Source organism: Epilithonimonas sp., assembly GCF_036780765.1.
In the GTDB taxonomy this organism is placed as follows: Bacteria; Bacteroidota; Bacteroidia; order Flavobacteriales; family Weeksellaceae; genus Epilithonimonas.
Genome location: NZ_DAIQCG010000001.1, coordinates 502,179 through 519,158, shown reverse-complemented (window position 1 = coordinate 519,158; position 16,980 = coordinate 502,179). Strand labels below are relative to the sequence as shown.

The following is a 16,980-nucleotide window of genomic DNA, read 5'->3' as shown; positions in this document are numbered from 1 at the left end:
ATTTAATTTAAAACGGCTTTCGGTTCATTGATTCTATTGATGATTGGCAAAGCAAAAATTCCGCTGGTTTGCAGATATAATTCGTAGAATGTTTTGGCTTTGTCTGCAAAATCTTTTGTTCCTTCTAATCGATAATGAAACATAAAAACATTGCCCAGCATCTCATAATAATCTGCGTGGTCTTTAGGTTCCCGAAGTTTTACTATTTCTATAATTTCTTCTTCTGATTTCGAAGCTAATTCTTTGAAATCAATTTTAAAAATATCTTTCATCAAAGAATCAAAATCCAATTCTTTTTGCATCAGACTTTCCTCCGGTTTACCAAGCAATAATTTTTCTAAAGCTTGTGTTAATTGCCGAATTAATCGAAGTGTAAAATCTTTATCTTGAATCATTTTGTAGGTTTTAATTGTTCGAATTTAGTTTGGCAAATTATTAACCAAAAAACAAATAAGCCAAAATTACCGATACAACAACCCCTACCAAATCTGCCAACAACATAGAACCAACTGTATACCTTGTATTTTTAATTCCTACGGCACCGAAATAAACGGCAATAACATAGAATGTCGTATCAGAACTCCCTTGTAAAATGGCGGATAATTTCCCTGCAAAACTGTCTGCTCCAAAAGTTTTCATTGTGTCAACCATCATTCCGCGGGCTCCAGAACCTGAAAGTGGTTTTATCAAAGCTGTCGGTAAACCATCTACAAACCTAGTATCGAGATGTGATGCGCTGGCAATCCATTTCATTCCATCGATAATGACATCAAAAACGCCACTTGTTCTCAATAATGAAATAGCGATTAACATTCCAACTAAATATGGAATAATCTTCACGCAAACCGTAAATCCTTCTTTTGCACCATCAATAAACGCATCGAAGATGTTGATTTTTTTGTAAACTGCGCCAAGGACAATTGCTAAGAAAATCAGCAGAATAATTCCGTTGCTCATTACTTTGCTGAAAGAGTCTAATTCTTCTTTATTCAACTGAACCAGATAAATTACTAGTAATGCAATAATTGCTGAAATTCCACCAACGTAAGCCAAAACTATTGGCTGAAAAAGATTGATTCTTTGTCTGATTGAAACGATTGTCATCGCTGCGAGAGTCGCACAAAAAGTCGCAATCATACAAGGCAGGAAAATATCTGTCGGTGTTTCCGAACCCATTGAAGAACGAATTGCGATGATTGAAACCGGAATTAATGTCAATCCGCTGGCGTGCAGACATAGAAACATAATTTGGGCGTTGCTCGCTTTATCTTTATCAGGATTCAAAGTTTGGAGACTTTCCATTGCTTTGAGTCCGAAAGGTGTTGCAGCATTATCAAGACCGAGAAGATTGGCACTGAAATTCAGCATCATATGTCCAAACGATGGATGATTTTTTGGAATCTCCGGAAATAATTTTGAGAAAAATGGTTGAATTAATCGGCTTAGAAAATTAATTCCGCCCGCTTTTTCGGCGATGCTCATAAAGCCCATAAACAAAGCCATAATCCCGATGAGTTTTAAACAGATATTAACAGCTGTTTCGCTGGTTCCAATTACGCCATCAGTTTCTGCAACTCGGTAAGTTTTGACATTTTGAAGAGAATCCATTTTGTAATGGATATGACTGTCTTCGAAATTTGGATTTGTTAATAACACTTTCTGAATATCCGGAGAAATCTGAGCCAATGGTTTCTGCGAGATCTGTATCGTGTCGCCACCTTTCCCAACAACCATATCGTTGAAAATCTGACTGTAATTTTCTGAACTGAAATATTTAACTGATGCAACCGCAATTGCAATGATGATGAAGGCTGACCAAATCCTGCTTAAAACCATTCGGAAAATTAATTTTTAGTAAATGTATGAAAAAAGCGAATAAATTGAAGAAGTTAGATTTTAGAAATTAGAAGTTAGATTGGAACAGCGAATATGCAGCCCGAGCTGAGTGGAGCTCATTTTTTTGTTTGGCAAATGCTTGGCAAAAAAATAGCGGGAACGGAGCACGGATAAAGCTGCCCAAATCAACATCTGGAAAACTGACATTTGTCATTTAATACAAATTATACTTGTTTAGTATGAATTGAATTTTATAGTTTTGCAAAGGCTTTTTTTAAAACACTATGACAATGTTGAAATTTGTTTGTTGCATAAGATTTATATGAAGAAGAAATAGTGTGTTTATTTTGAAAACCTTTCATAACTCATTTGAAAGGTTTTTTATTTTTTAATAAATGAATAAAAATGATTGAACTACAGAACGTTACCAAACGTTTTACAACTAAAAATAAAACCATCCAAGCCTTGTCCAATGTTTCTCTGACTGTAGAAAAAGGAGAAATTTTTGGCGTGATTGGAACTTCTGGTGCGGGGAAAAGTACACTTATCCGTTGCGTGAACCTTCTGGAAAAACCAAATGAAGGAAAAGTGATTGTCGATAATGTAGAATTGACAAAATTATCTGAATCCCAACTGACTTTGGAAAGAAGAAAGATTGCAATGATTTTCCAGCATTTTAATTTGTTATCATCAAGAACTGTTTTTGACAATATTGCTTTTCCATTAGAATTAGAAGGAAAATCGAAGTCGGTAATAAAGGAAAAAGTGGATTCGCTTTTGGAATTGGTTGGGCTGAAAGAAAAAGCAAAAGATTATCCTGCAAATCTTTCTGGCGGACAAAAACAGAGAGTTGCGATTGCGAGAGCTTTGGCGAATGACCCAAAAGTTTTGTTGTGTGATGAAGCCACAAGCGCTCTAGACCCAGCAACCACGAAATCGATTTTACAACTTCTGAAATCTATTAATCAAAAACTGAATCTTACGATTCTTCTCATCACGCACGAGATGGAAGTGATTAAAAGTATTTGCGATAAAGTAGCTGTGATTGATAATGGAGAATTAGTAGAACAAGGAAAAGTGGAACAGATTTTCATTCATCCGGAAAAGGAAATAACGAAAGGTTTTATCCAGGCTTCTCTGAATGTAGAATTGCCCTTGATTTATCAAAATTCTATCCGTAAAATCGCCAGCGAAAATGATTATCCTTTGGTTAAAATTTTGGTTGGAGGCAATGATGAGCAGAGTTTTGTAATTCTTAATCTTTTTGAAAAATTTCAGGTTAAAGCTAAGATTATCAGTGCTCAATTGGAATATGTTGGTCATTTGAATTTTGGTGTTTTGATTTTGGAATTACAAGGAAAAAATATCAATGAAGCATTATCTTATTTGGAAAATGAATATACAAACACAGAAATTTTAGGTTATGTCGGATAGTATCATCAATTTGTTATTTCAAGGGACGATTGAGACAATTGTAATGACTTTGGTTTCAGGATTTTTCGGATTTGTTTTAGGATTACCGACGGGAATTTTCCTTTTCCTCACAAGAAAAGACCAATTATTGGAAAATAAGATATCACACCAAATCGTATCAATTATAGTCAATATTTTCCGTTCGATTCCGTTTATCATTCTCATTGTTTGGATGATACCTTTCACAAGAACTATTGTTGGAACATCGATTGGCGTTTCTGCAGCATTGGTTCCGCTGAGTGTGGGTTCTGCTCCATTCATTGCGAGATTGGTAGAAAACAGCCTGTTGGAAATACCGTCAGGATTGATAGAAGCAGCGAGAGCAATGGGCGCAAAACCGCTTCAAATCATCCGAAAAGTCCTTTTACCAGAAGCTTTACCTTCACTAATCAACAACGTAAGTATTACATTAATTACACTTGTCGGATATTCTGCAATGGGCGGTGCAGTTGGCGCGGGTGGATTAGGACAAGTTGGTTATCAGTACGGCTATATCGGATATAATTTTGCGGTAATGAATTCAGTTTTGATTTTATTAATTGTACTGGTTTTCATTATCCAGATTTCCGGAGACTTTCTCTCAAAAAAATTCAATCATAGATAAAATTCTTATGGTTGATTATTTTTAGTTGTCATTTGATAGACTAAAATCAAACGTCTTAAAAATATAAAATACAACTTTATATCATTTAAAATACTTACAAGTATGAAACACAAAATATTTGCTTTAGCATTGGCTATTATCACTTTATCAGCCTGCAACAAAAAAGAATCGAATCCGAACGTTTTAAGAGTCGGAATCGCAACCGGACCAGAACAAAATCTTGCCGAAGCTGCGAAAAAAGTAGCAAAGGAAAAATATGGTTTGGATGTAGAATTGGTTAGTTTCAATGATTATGTTGTTCCCAATGAAGCCTTGAGTCAAGGTGACGTGGACGTGAACGCTTTTCAGCATTTGCCTTATTTGGAAGAACAATCCAGACAGCGCGGTTATAAATTGGCAGTTGTGGGAAAAACTTTTGTATTCCCGATTGTGGCTTATTCTAAAAAAATAAAATCACTTTCCGAATTGCAGACTGGTCAAACTATTGTGATTCCTAATGACCCAACCAATGGCGGACGTTCTTTATTATTATTACAAAAACAAGGTATTCTGAAATTGAAAGACGGCGTTGGATTGTTGCCAAAAGTAACTGATATCATCGCAAATCCGAAAAATCTGAAAATCTTAGAATTAGAAGCACCACAAATCCCAAGAGTTTTAGAAGATAAAAAAGTGGTTTTGGCCATTATCAATAATAATTTTGCTGCTCAGGCTGGTCTTGACCCTGAAAAAGAAGGCTTGTTTTCTGAAGATAAAGACTCGCCTTACGCTAATCTAATTGTTTCCAGAGAAGATAATAAGAATGAAGAAAAAGTGAAAAAATTTGTACAAGCATACCAATCTCCGGAAGTAGAAACTGCAGCGAAACAAACCTTCAAAGGAGGCGCTGTGAAAGCGTGGTAAAACTTCTATTCTATATCTAATTTTGATTGACAAATCTTTTGGTTTGTCAATTTTTTATTCCAGATATATCAATTGATTTTCATCAACTTCCTCATCCACAGACTTTATAAGAACCGCATTTTCCGTCCTCTTCTGCAATTCCTCGATGAAAAAACTGCTTTCAAAAAACTGACGATGAACGCCCGGAATCAAACTCATAAAATAATCCATTCCGACTCTGTTATTATGCAAATCCATTTTAGTTTCCAAAGGTTTGTTGGGAAAAAGATCTTCGTGCATATTGGTAAGTTTTTCACACCATTTCAATGATTTTTCTGGCGAAGATACTTTGCAGAAATACATCATAATCAAACAACACCAATATGAATGTCGGAAAGCATTTCCTTTGCCATTATTAGAGTTGGTTTCAGGATATAACTCTTTTGCTTTAGCAAAGGTTCTGAAGCTTGCGTAAGTGTATAAAATGGCGAACAAAGGATGCATCAATCCAATAGAAAAAACTTTAAACAGTTTTCCAAAGGTTAATGATTTGAGCGTTCTGAAAAATATACCTATAAATCTCATCAATAAAAAACTCTCCCAAATTTGAGAGAGTGAATTTTGTATTTAAGTTTAATTAATGATACTCGTGTACCAATAATTTTACGATTCTTGAAATCGACTCTTTGATTTCTGTCCTTTTCACGATAAAATCAACAAAACCTTTTTCCTGCAAGAATTCTGAAGTCTGGAAACCTTCTGGCAAATCTTTACCTATTGTCTCACGGATAACTCTAGGTCCTGCAAATCCAATCAAAGCGCTTGGTTCTGCAATAATCACATCAGCAGTCATTGCAAAAGAAGCTGTGATTCCACCAAAAGTTGGATCTGTCAAATAAGCAATATAAGGCAATCCCGCATCAGAAAGCTGAACCAACTTAGCTTGAACTTTCGCCAATTGCATTAATGAATAAGCCGCTTCCTGCATTCTCGCTCCACCCGATTGGCAGATAATCATATAAGGCAAATTATGTTTGATACAATAATCGATGGCTCTTCTGATTTTTTCTCCCATTACTGAGCCCAAAGAACCTCCAATAAAAGCAAAATCCATACAAGAAACCACCATTTCTACACCGTTTACTTTTCCGGTTGCATTTCTGATAGAGTCTGTCAGTTTAGTTTTTGATTTCACTTCTTTCAGACGGTCTGTGTAAGATTTTGTATCCTTGAATTTAAGAATATCCACACTTTCCACATCCGCATCCAATTCCTTGAATTTGTGGTCGTCAAAAAGCATATCGAAATATTCTCTACTTCCGATTCTTACGTGGAAACCATCTTCCGGAGACACAAAATTATTAGCTTTAAGTTCTTCAGCTTCTATAATTTTCCCAGTAGGCGTTTTGTGCCAAAGTCCTTTTGGAACATCTTTTTTGTCCTCTGTAGAAGTGGTAATGTTTTGGGTTTTTCTTTTAAACCAATCAAATGCCATTGATATAATTTTAGATTTTAGATTTTAGATTATAAAAATTAAGCATCATTAACATTTAAAATTTATAATCTAAAATTTACAATTTAATTAAAGTGTATTGATATTGTTCAGGTCTTCGAAAGCCTGAGTCAATCTCTTGATAAACGTTTCCTCTCCTTTTCTTACCCAGATTCTCGGGTCGTAGAATTTCTTGTTTGGAGCATCTGCGCCAGTTGGATTTCCGATTTGATGTCTCAGATATTCAATCTGTTCTATCATATAATCTCTGATTCCTTCTGTGTAACCGAACTGTAAATCTGTATCGATGTTCATTTTTACAACACCGTAACCAATCGCTTCACGGATTTCTTCTACTGTAGAACCAGAACCTCCGTGGAAAACGAAGTTGATTGGCTTCTCAGCAGTTCCGAATTTCTCCTGAACAAATTTCTGAGAATTGTCAAGAATTTTTGGAGTCAATTTTACGTTTCCTGGCTTGTAAACACCGTGTACGTTTCCGAAAGCCGCTGCGATTGTGAAATTGTCAGACACTTTTTTAAGGATTTCGTAAGCGTATGCTACTTCTTCTGGCTGCGTGTAAAGCTTTGAGCTGTCTACATCAGAGTTGTCAACACCATCTTCTTCACCTCCAGTTACTCCCAATTCGATTTCAAGAGTCATTCCCATTTTGTTCATTCTCTCGAAGTATTTTGCAGAAACTTCTAGGTTTTCTTCAATTGGTTCTTCTGAGAAATCTAACATATGAGAAGAGTAAAGAGACTTTCCGTTTTGCTTGTAAAATTCTTCACTTGCATCCAAAAGTCCGTCAACCCAAGGTAACAATTTCTTAGCACAATGGTCAGTGTGAAGGATAACAGTCGCTCCGTAAGCTTCTGCCAAAGTGTGGATATGTTTTGCACCAGCAACAGCTCCTAGAACTGCAGCTTTTTGTCCGTCGTTACTCAATCCTTTTCCAGCGTTGAAGATAGAACCTCCGTTTGAAAACTGGATAATTACTGGAGCATTAAGTTTTGCAGCAGTTTCTAACGTCGCGTTGATATTACTAGAACCAATCACATTAGCTGCCGGAAGTGCAAATTGCTTCTCTTTGGCATAATCAAATATCTCTGTTACTAAAGAACCAGTGGCAACTCCTGCCGGAAATTTTCTGCTCATTTTTATTATATTTTTTAAGATTTTTTAGACTGTAAACTTACGAAATTATTAACAATTCAAATTTCATTTTTACAAATCCTATGTTGTAGATAATATTTTTTGTTTTTAATTCCGTTTATCATTTCCCCAAAGCAGTTTTTGACGAATAGTTTCGTAGAAACTGAAATTTTTTGGTTTGATGAGAAATAAGGAAAATTCAGCTTTCTCAATTATAACTTCGCTACCCACATCCATATGATAAAGTCTCGAATCCAAAGCCAAAGTATATTGCGGAACACGGCTTTTTACTGTCAATTTTATCTTGGAATCGTCTTTTACGATGAGCGGACGAACATTCAAATTATGAGGTGCAATTGGTGAAATTGCAAAATTATCATTGGATGGAGAAATAATCGGTCCTCCACAACTTAAAGAATAAGCTGTTGAACCTGTAGGTGTTGACACAATCAACCCATCGCCCCAGAAAACATTCAGGAATTCATCATTAATATAAGATTCCACCGTAATCATCGATGTTGTTTCTTTTCTGGAAAGGCTGACATCATTTAAGGCAAAAGGAAAATCAATCTGAGAATTATCGTCTGTTGTAATTTTTATGACGGAACGTTCGCTGATATTATAATTTTTGTCAAGAATAATCGAATCTAACTCATCAAAGATTTGGTCTTTTCGGAAATTCGCCAAAAATCCTAGTCGCCCTGTATTGACGCCAATAATCGGAATCTCAAGGTCTTGAATAAAGGTCAAAGCATTCAGAATCGTTCCATCACCTCCGAAACTGAAAACGATAGTCACATTTTTACTTTTAAGTTCTTCTTTTCCGGAAAATGTATCAAATTCTTTAGAAAAATTCAGATTCTCCGCCATTTCTGCGTGAAGAACAACCGCTACTTCTCGCAGCGCCAATTCGGAAATGAATCGGTTGAGATACAAAAATGTATCGAGGTCTTTTTTTTGAGAATAGATAGCTGCCTTCATCAATTATATTTCTAAAAATTTCTGGAAAAATCCAAAACGGTCTTTCAACAGTTCTTCTTTCTCGTCATCATAATGTTTATTGATAACATTATAGCCATATCTTTCAAAGGTTTCATCTATTGAACTTAGATTTTCATTACTGATTTTGAGCGTAATTTCTATGGTGTCTTCTTTTATTGCACTGATAAAAGTTCCATAGATTTTCCCATTATTACTTTCTACAATCTGAGAAATCTCTGTCATAGAATAATGTAATCCCGTTGTTTGAATTGTCAAAATCGCTCCGTTTTCGGAAAACAAAGGGTATTTGGAAAACTCATTGAAAATATCGTCACAAGAGATGTAACCCAAATATTTTTCTTCTTTGGAAATCACAGCAACTACATTCGCATTGAAGGTATGGAAAAGCTTTATGCTGTCCAACAAGCTGCTGTCTTCCATAATCGCAAAACGCTCGTAATGGATGTTAAGCGAATCCAGATTGCCTTCCGGACTATCTTCCAAAAATGGTTGACTCAATCCACCGAGAAAAATGCCTTTGCTTACAATGAAAACGTGCGAATATCCAAATTCCTTAGCAACCTCAGAAGCCTCTTCTATAGAATCTCTGACGCCGAAAGCGGGATAGTCTTTGGAAATGTAATCTTTGATAAACATTATGCTAATTTACAAAAATTACTTATCCACAAAAGATTTTAAAAATTTTTATATTTTTTTACAACAACTATTGCTTTATATATCAATAAAAATATATCTTTGTCGCCTTTCATTTTTACTTTTTATTAGATTTATTTCAAACTGCAGCACTTTTTTGTGTTTGCAGTTTTTTTATTTTTTAATTCCAAGGTTCTTCGCAAATTCCCATATTACAACGCCACCACAGACACTTACGTTCAGAGAATGTTTTGTTCCGAGTTGTGGGATTTCTAGAAAAGTATCAATATTCGGTAAAGCTTCATCACTAATTCCATCAACTTCATTTCCGAGAATCAAAGCATATTTTTTGTCAGAATTAATTTCAAAATCCGTTATCAATTGGCTTGATGAAGTCTGTTCAATCCCGATAATTTCGAAGTTTTCTTTTCTAAGATTGTCTATTGCAACATTGATATCTTGCTCATAAATCCAATCCACGCTTTCGGTTGCGCCAAGCGCTGCTTTATGAATTTCGCGATGAGGCGGTTGAGGCGTGATTCCGCAAAGCACCATTTTTTCTATCAGAAAAGCGTCGCCAGTTCTGAAAATAGCACCAACATTGTGCATACTTCTCACGCTATCCAAAATCACAACCAAAGGAATCTTTGCTGTTTTTTTGAAGGTTTCTACATCTATTCTTCCTAGCTCTTCTAGTTTCAGTTTCTTTGTCAAAATCAGGCTTTATTTAAAATTAAATCGATATTTCTCTCGATATTTTGTGCGATAGATTCCATTGGGATATCATTCTCATCGTTATTGAAAGGGTCTTCTATTTCTTCCGCAATAAGCTCCAAACTCATCAGAACATAATATACAAACATCGTAATCGGAATCATAAAAAATCCAAGATTCACAACATTGGCAATTGGCAAAGCCAAAACATAGAAAACGATAAACTTTTTGATGAATGATGAATAAGAATAAGGAATTGGCGTATTTTTAATTCTTTCACAACCTCCGCAAACATCCAAAAATCCTGACAATTGCGTATCAAGAAACAACATTTCCGTATCAGAAATTTTATTTTCTTTTTTGAGTTGATAAAGTTTCTTAGTCAGTAAAAAAACCAATTCTGCAGGTCCGTGATGTTTCAGTTCTTTTTTAAGGTCTGTAAAATCCTCATCCAAAAGCAATCTCGTCGATTCTTTGGAAAGATGCGTTGCCAGCAAATGAGGAAAAAATTTAAGATAACGTGCAATCTGACTTTTGGTTTTAACATCTCTATCATCCAAGATACTACTTATTTTAATCATAAAATTCCGGCTGTCATTGACCAGTTTTCCCCAAAGCTTTCGCCCTTCCCACCAACGGTCATAAGCAGTATTGGTCCTAAAAACCAATAGCAAAGACAAAACAAATCCCAGCAAAGAATGAATCATTCCAATATTAATCACCGAAGATTTGGACGTCAAATGTAGATATTCTACTTCCAAATAATAGATGCCGTAAGAATAAGCTCCCACGAGCAGCATCGTTGGAAAAAGGATACTCAGCGTGTCACTTTTATGAAGACTGATGAGTATTTTGAGGAAATTTTTTGTGTTGTAAGCGCGCATACAAAAAACTTTAGATGACAAAGATAATTGATATCAGCTAAAATCTTGTGATAACTTTATAATTCCCTAAAGTTTTAAATTGTTTCTGAAAATTATTTTTAAATTTAAGGATTGAAAAAAAACAATCGATGTCAAATAAAGAAAAATTCATAACCGACCTGAGCGCAAAATACAATCCTAAAGGCGAACACATCATCCTCGGAAAAGGTATGCTGGACGGCGAAGTTATAACAGAAGTCAATGTTTCAATTCCTCTGAAAACAGTCAACAGACACGGATTGATTGCCGGCGCTACTGGAACCGGAAAAACCAAAACACTTCAGGTTTTTGTAGAGCAGTTGTCTCACGCCGGAATCCCGACTTTGGTAATGGACATCAAAGGTGATTTATCCGGAATTGCTGAAGCAGGAACGGAAAACGACAACATCAAAGACCGATATTCTAAAACGCAATTACCATATTCGCCACAGAGTTTTCCTGTAGAATTGATGACAATTTCCGGTGCAAAAGGCGTTAAACTTCGTGCAACAGTTTTAGAATTCGGCCCAATTTTACTGAGTAAAATCCTTGAATTGAATGACACACAGCAAAGCATTATGTCAATCGTTTTCAAATATTGTGATGACAAAGCTTTGCCTTTGGTTGACTTGCAGGATTTGAAAAAAGTGTTGCAATATGTGACAGATAATCCGATTGGTAAAAAAGAATTGGCTGATAATTACGGCTCGATTGCTCCCGCATCTTTGGGTGCTATTTTACGTTCAATTGTAGCAATGGAACAGCAAGGCGCAACAACTTTCTTTGGAGAACCAAGTTTTGAAGTGGATGATTTGCTAAAAACCAGAGATGGAAAGGGTGTTGTGAATATTTTCAGAGTTGATGACATTCAAAATAAACCTAATCTTTTCTCGACCTTTATTTTATCGTTGTTTGCCGAGATTTATATGACTTTTCCAGAAGAAGGCGACAGTGGAAAACCGAAGTTAGTTTTATTTATTGATGAAGCGCATTTACTTTTTAACGAAGCTTCGAAAACCTTGCTTTCTCAAATCGAAACGATGGTAAAACTGATTCGTTCCAAAGGAATCGGAATTTATTTTATTACTCAAATTCCTGGAGATGTTCCTGAGAATATTTTGAGCCAATTAGGATTGAAAATTCAGCACGCTTTGAGAGGTTTCACCGCAAAAGACAGAAAAGAAATTGACAAAGCGGTAGAAAATTATCCAACGACAGAGTTTTACAAAGCTAACGAACTCATTCAAAATCTAGGAATTGGAGAAGCTTTTGTAACCGCATTGGATGAGAAAGGAATTCCAACACCTTTGGTTCAAACGTATTTGATTTCGCCGGAAAGTAGAATGGATATTTTAACTGCATCAGAAATTGATGAACTGACAAGAAATTCTGACCTTGTCAAAAAATACGAACAAGACCTCGATAAAGAAAGTGCTTACGAAATTCTGACCAAAAGAATCGAAGAACATACACAAACTGCCATTCCAACACCAACCAGAGGAAGAACCGCACAACCAAAACCAGAGCAAGGAATGTTTGAGCAAGTTATCGAAAGCCGAGCCGGAAAAACTTTCCTGAATACTTTAGCAAGAGAAGGCGCCAAGTTTATTTTGGGAATGTTTAGTATGAAAAAGAGAAGGTAACTATGGATTACAAATTGATTACCAGACTACAGACACTCCTTCCATTGGGATATTTTTACCTGATTATTTTGGGGATTTTGAAAGATGGCGTTTTCTTCTATATGCTGGGAATTAATTTTATCAAATTTTCTTCAATTACGGATGTTTTGATGAGTCCTATTGCGGATTTGACTCGTTATCCAATTCTATTAATTGCTGTTGTAGGCATCAATTATGCACTGTTTCTATATAATAGATTTCAAGTGAGCAACAGTCATAAAAATTGGGTTCGCAGTTCTATGATTTACAAGAATTTTTGGACTAAGAATGAAAATGCGACAGACCACGATTTCAAAAATCATATTAAAAATCAATTCTTAAATTCACTTTTGATGATGATTGCCTGTTTTTTCTTGGGCGGAGGAATTGGATTTGGCATTACCGCAAGAGACAGAATTGAAAATAATAAGATGACTTTTAATCATAAAATAACTTACGATTCTGGAAAATCTGTCGAAGTTTATATGATTGATTCTAACAGCGTCTATTATTTTTTCGTCGAAAAAGGAGGGAAAAACATATCTATTTCTCCAACAGGTTCTATAGAAAAAGTAGAATTGATTAATAATCGTATGCTAAAATGAACCGTTGGATTACAATAATTAAAATTAACTTTGTAGAACGAAAAATGTAGATGTACTCAATAATAGATATAGAAAGTAACGGCGCACCATTTAGGAAAGAAAGCATTATTGAGATTGCTATCTATCGTTATGACGGTCACGAGATTACTGACCAATTTATCTCTCTCGTGAATCCCGAAAGTGAGATTTCTGCCTTTGTGCAAAAGTTGACTGGAATTACCTCAAAAATGGTAATTACAGCTCCGAAATTTCACGAAATCGCCAAACGCGTTGTTGAAATAACCAAAGATTCTGTACTAGTTGGTCATAATATCGATTTCGATTACAGGATGCTTCGCCAATCGTTTAAACGTCTCGGTTACGACTTCACAATCAAAACTTTAGACACCATTCCTTTGGCTAAAAATCTGATTCCGGATGAGAAAAGTTATTCATTAAGTAAACTTTGTAAGTCAATCGGAATTCCTTTGAGTGAAGCGCATCGTGCAAGTGGCGACGCGAGAGCGACTTTGGACTTGTTTAAATTATTGATTATCAAGGATAAAAACAACGAAATAATTCAATCACAACAAGAGGAAAATCTGGAGAAAAATTACATCAGTAAAGTTCAGATTTTGACGGAAGATTTGCCAAACGAAAGAGGAATTCTCTATTTCCAAAACTCGGATGGAAAAATCATCAGTTCCGATGTTGTAGAAGACTTATATAAATCTGCCAAGAAAATTTTCGATTCTGATAAAGCGAAGTATAAAAAAATACAGGAAGAGACAGAAAAAATCTCCTACGAACTGACTGGAACTGATTTGATTGCCAAACTAATGATGCAAAACAAAGGCTTCCACAAAAGGCAACAATTGACTTTCGGACTGTTTTACAGAAAGAACAAATATATTCTTGAGAAAATTAAACTTCAGGAAGATAAACCTTTACTGAGATTCAAGAGTTTTACGCAAGGTTTGAAGGCGATTAATTACATCAAATCCCGAGAAGAATTGAAAGATTTGGTAGAATTTACTCAGAAAATTAATATCAAGGGAAGAAATGAGATCTGGTCTTCATCCGGACGAACTTTGGGAGAAAAATCGTTTTTGGTTTTGGAAAAAGGTAAATTAATTGGTTTTGGTTTTTATGAATTGTATCATCAGATTCAGTCTTTGGATAAAATTAAAAAACTGATGTTGCCTGTACCAAGATTTACGCAAGATTTGCTAAATGATTTGCAGTTGGCACTTTTGAGGAATGAGTTTGAGGTTTCTGCGCTTCCTGAAAAATAAAAATCAACCTAAAACATTGCAGGATTTACAGATAAACTCTAATTTTGCGAAAAATTTTAAACAAAGCAATGCAATATTTTAAACAAAGCAAAATCGGAAAAAAGGGAGCTGTAAGGTTCTCTAAGGTTTGGAATGTATAAAGAGTTGCGTGCATAAGATATCTATTGCGGCAGACTCTTTTTATAAGAATCTGCCTTTTTATTTTTAAAAATCTACCTTATGACAAATCAGGACTTGCTGGCTATAGCAAAAGAATTCGGGACACCCGTTTATGTTTATGACGTTAATTCGATACGCGAACAATATGAAAAACTGACTTCTTCTTTCTCGAAGAACACAAGATTTTTCTACGCAGCCAAAGCTTTAACCAATATCAACATCCTGAAATATGTCGAAAAGTTAGGCGCTTCTCTTGATTGCGTTTCTATCAACGAAGTGAAATTGGGCTTGAAAGCCGGTTTTTCAAACGACAGAATCCTTTTCACACCTAATTGCGTTGACCTAGCAGAAATCGAGGAAGCAATGTCTCTGAATGTTCATATCAACATTGATAATATTTCGATTTTGGAACAATTTGGAAATAAATTCGGAGGTTCTTATCCGATTTTTGTGAGAATCAATCCACATATTTTTGCTGGAGGAAATTACAAAATCTCAACTGGACATATTGATTCTAAATTCGGGATTTCTATTCATCAGCTTCGTCACATCGAGCGTGTTATGAAATCTACCAACATCAATGTGGAAGGACTTCATATGCATACGGGAAGCGAAATCAAAGACCCTGATGTTTTCCTTCAAGGTTTGGAAATTATGTTCGAATTGGCTGAACATTTTCCAAATCTAAAATATCTGGATATGGGAAGCGGTTTCAAAGTTCCTTATCAAGACGGCGACATCGAAACGGATGTGAAATCTCTTGGGAAAAAAGTTAACGCTGCGATTAAAAAACACGAAGAATCTACAGGAAAAAAATTCCAGCTTTGGTTTGAACCAGGGAAATTCTTGGTAAGTAAAAGCGGACATTTCCTTGTAAAATCGAATGTTATAAAGCAAACAACTGCGACTGTTTTTGTTGGTGTTAATTCAGGTTTTAATCATTTGATTCGTCCGATGTTCTACGATTCTTATCATATTATCGAGAATCTTTCGAATCCAAAAGGTCCAGAAAGAATCTATACTGTGGTTGGAAACATTTGTGAGACAGATACTTTTGCTTGGGACAGAAAAATCAATGAAGTGAGAGAAGGCGATATTATTGTTTTCAGAAATGCCGGAGCTTATGGTTTTGAAATGAGTTCTAATTTCAATTCCAGACTGAAACCGGCAGAAGTGATGTTTCTTGACGGAAAAGCTCACCTTATCAGAAAAAGAGACGAGTTTGAAGATTTATTAAAAAACCAGATTGAAGTTTTGTAATCTATTGCTAATCAGAATCATTTTGGAATAAAATTTCAATCTAATTTAAACAAATCAAAATACTATGAAATCAATCCTATTTTCATTAGGCTTGTTAATCTCCTCTTTGGCTTTTGCTCAAAATGGCGATGTAGAAGAATCTTTGAATATCGATATTCCAATGGCAGATGTTTCTACAAGTTCTGTGACTTACAGCGTGCGAGGCATTTATCAAATAAAAGACGAATCGTGTAATCCTTCTCAGTTCAAAAGCTTGAGATATCCAGGCGGAACAGATGCTTACATCAAAGAGTTAAAAGAAAAACTTCAGCAAAATGTCAATTGGAACTCTTACTCTATCAACGGATTGTTCTTTGTAAAACTGGATGTTACGAAAGATGGTATTCTTTCTAAAGTAGAAGCAGGACCAAAAGTTGCCAATAGTGAACCTTTCCTTAGAGACTTGAAAGACGTAGCGACTAAAATGAATAAAACTTGGATTCCTGCCAAATGTAACGGAAATCCTGTAGATTCTAAAGCTATTCTGAAAATCGATTTTTCATCAATGACTTATGACAATGCTTTTAATTAATATAAAAACAGAAACCGCTAAATTAAATTAGCGGTTGTTTTTAGTTTCTACCCTGCTATCATTGCTAAAAAAAGCATTCAGATTTCTCTAAACGCCTTTCTTCCCTCATTCGGATTTTTTAATCAGAATTGATTTTAGGCAAAAGTATAGTTTATATAGTTCCAATAAAATGAACCATGGTTAACAAATACGTTTTCTGATTCTGCTAAGTGCCTGTGGCGTAATGCCCATATACGAAGCAATATGCTTCAACGGAATTTTTTGGAAAAGATCTGGTTGTTCTTTCAAAAGTGAAAGGTATCGTTCTTCTGCAGTTTCACTTAGAAAAGAAAATTCTCTGTTAAGTTTTTCTACATAGAGTGCTTCAATTGTTAATCTCCCAATTAGATTCCCGACTGTATGAATCTTGTAAAACTCCTGTAAATCATCATAATGCACCTGCCAAACAACCATATCCGTAAGCGCTTCCACATTACATCGGGAAGGTGTGCGTTGTGTAAAAGAGTCGTAAGCTGTTAGATATTGATAATTAAAAACAAATCTGATCGTCAATTCCTTATTTTCTTTTTCGAAGAAAAGTCTTGCTGCTCCCTTTTCTACAAAAGACAGATAATTTTCTACTTCTCCAGCTTTTAAGATAAGGTCTTTCTTTTTATATTCTTTCCTAATATTTTTTTTTGCAAACTGATCCCAATCCTGGTCGTTAAGGGGAATATTTTTAGACAGAAGTAATTGTTTGATAAACTCCATTCATTTT

Annotated in this window: 18 protein-coding genes; 8 read left to right on the top strand and 10 right to left on the bottom strand. The window is 35.2% G+C overall.

The annotated features are described in order from the left end of the window. Positions 1–2: 2 nt before the first annotated feature. Both V7P73_RS02485 and V7P73_RS02480 read right to left on the bottom strand, forming a co-directional pair. Positions 3–395 carry a hypothetical protein gene (locus V7P73_RS02485; protein ID WP_333851194.1) on the bottom strand — a complete coding sequence of 131 codons (393 nt, stop codon included), beginning with the start codon at positions 393–395 and terminating at the stop codon, positions 3–5. A gap of 40 nt (positions 396–435) precedes the next feature. Further along, positions 436–1,836, bottom strand: coding sequence for a nucleoside recognition domain-containing protein (locus V7P73_RS02480; RefSeq protein WP_333851192.1), 1,401 nt, complete (start codon positions 1,834–1,836; stop codon positions 436–438). A 405-nt stretch (positions 1,837–2,241) separates the two neighbouring features. Here V7P73_RS02480 and V7P73_RS02475 point away from each other — a divergent pair, with 405 nt between their 5' ends. The 3 genes from V7P73_RS02475 to metQ all read left to right on the top strand — a co-directional run bounded on the left by V7P73_RS02475 (position 2,242) and on the right by metQ (position 4,816). After that, positions 2,242–3,270, top strand: coding sequence for a methionine ABC transporter ATP-binding protein (locus V7P73_RS02475; RefSeq protein WP_333851191.1), 1,029 nt, complete (start codon positions 2,242–2,244; stop codon positions 3,268–3,270). After that, positions 3,260–3,913, top strand: coding sequence for a methionine ABC transporter permease MetI (metI, locus tag V7P73_RS02470; protein WP_333851189.1), 654 nt, complete (start codon positions 3,260–3,262; stop codon positions 3,911–3,913). The genes V7P73_RS02475 and metI overlap by 11 nt, the downstream gene beginning before the upstream one ends. A gap of 102 nt (positions 3,914–4,015) precedes the next feature. Next, positions 4,016–4,816: a methionine ABC transporter substrate-binding lipoprotein MetQ gene (gene metQ, locus V7P73_RS02465; RefSeq protein ID WP_333851187.1), complete on the top strand. Its 801-nt coding sequence runs from the start codon at positions 4,016–4,018 to the stop codon at positions 4,814–4,816. A 54-nt stretch (positions 4,817–4,870) separates the two neighbouring features. Here metQ and V7P73_RS02460 read toward each other — a convergent pair whose 3' ends face one another. From V7P73_RS02460 to V7P73_RS02430, 7 genes are all read right to left on the bottom strand, one after another. Then, positions 4,871–5,380, bottom strand: coding sequence for a DUF6973 domain-containing protein (locus V7P73_RS02460; RefSeq protein ID WP_333851186.1), 510 nt, complete (start codon positions 5,378–5,380; stop codon positions 4,871–4,873). Positions 5,381–5,432: 52 nt separating this feature from the next. Continuing rightward, positions 5,433–6,290, bottom strand: a complete 858-nt coding sequence (gene accD / locus V7P73_RS02455; protein WP_333851185.1) for an acetyl-CoA carboxylase, carboxyltransferase subunit beta — start codon at positions 6,288–6,290, stop codon at positions 5,433–5,435. An 87-nt stretch (positions 6,291–6,377) separates the two neighbouring features. Next, positions 6,378–7,445, bottom strand: coding sequence for a class II fructose-bisphosphate aldolase (fbaA, locus tag V7P73_RS02450; protein WP_333851183.1), 1,068 nt, complete (start codon positions 7,443–7,445; stop codon positions 6,378–6,380). 105 nt (positions 7,446–7,550) lie between these two features. Then, positions 7,551–8,423 (bottom strand): NAD kinase, encoded by an 873-nt coding sequence (locus V7P73_RS02445; RefSeq protein WP_312420252.1) that lies wholly within the window; start codon positions 8,421–8,423, stop codon positions 7,551–7,553. Positions 8,424–8,426: 3 nt separating this feature from the next. After that, positions 8,427–9,080, bottom strand: coding sequence for a CBS domain-containing protein (locus tag V7P73_RS02440; RefSeq protein WP_333851181.1), 654 nt, complete (start codon positions 9,078–9,080; stop codon positions 8,427–8,429). Between the two features lie 171 nt (positions 9,081–9,251). Then, positions 9,252–9,791, bottom strand: coding sequence for an RNA methyltransferase (locus V7P73_RS02435; protein WP_333851180.1), 540 nt, complete (start codon positions 9,789–9,791; stop codon positions 9,252–9,254). 2 nt (positions 9,792–9,793) lie between these two features. Beyond that, complete coding sequence (locus tag V7P73_RS02430; protein ID WP_333851179.1) at positions 9,794–10,675, bottom strand: bestrophin family protein; 882 nt, start codon at positions 10,673–10,675, stop codon at positions 9,794–9,796. Between the two features lie 128 nt (positions 10,676–10,803). Here V7P73_RS02430 and V7P73_RS02425 point away from each other — a divergent pair, with 128 nt between their 5' ends. The 5 genes from V7P73_RS02425 to V7P73_RS02405 all read left to right on the top strand — a co-directional run bounded on the left by V7P73_RS02425 (position 10,804) and on the right by V7P73_RS02405 (position 16,223). Continuing rightward, positions 10,804–12,336, top strand: coding sequence for a helicase HerA-like domain-containing protein (locus V7P73_RS02425; protein ID WP_333851177.1), 1,533 nt, complete (start codon positions 10,804–10,806; stop codon positions 12,334–12,336). Between the two features lie 2 nt (positions 12,337–12,338). Further along, a complete protein-coding gene (locus tag V7P73_RS02420) occupies positions 12,339–12,959 on the top strand; it encodes a hypothetical protein (protein ID WP_333851175.1) in 621 nt (206 codons plus the stop codon). A gap of 50 nt (positions 12,960–13,009) precedes the next feature. Next, entirely contained in the window at positions 13,010–14,233 is a 1,224-nt protein-coding gene (locus V7P73_RS02415; protein WP_333851173.1) for a 3'-5' exonuclease, read from the top strand. A gap of 219 nt (positions 14,234–14,452) precedes the next feature. After that, complete coding sequence (gene lysA / locus V7P73_RS02410; protein ID WP_124801238.1) at positions 14,453–15,652, top strand: diaminopimelate decarboxylase; 1,200 nt, start codon at positions 14,453–14,455, stop codon at positions 15,650–15,652. Between the two features lie 64 nt (positions 15,653–15,716). Then, on the top strand, positions 15,717–16,223 hold the full coding sequence (locus V7P73_RS02405; RefSeq protein WP_333851168.1) for a hypothetical protein: 507 nt from the start codon (positions 15,717–15,719) through the stop codon (positions 16,221–16,223). A 180-nt stretch (positions 16,224–16,403) separates the two neighbouring features. Here the strand turns inward: V7P73_RS02405 and V7P73_RS02400 are convergent, their stop codons facing one another. Then, positions 16,404–16,973 carry a Crp/Fnr family transcriptional regulator gene (locus tag V7P73_RS02400; protein WP_333851166.1) on the bottom strand — a complete coding sequence of 190 codons (570 nt, stop codon included), beginning with the start codon at positions 16,971–16,973 and terminating at the stop codon, positions 16,404–16,406. Positions 16,974–16,980: the final 7 nt, after the last annotated feature.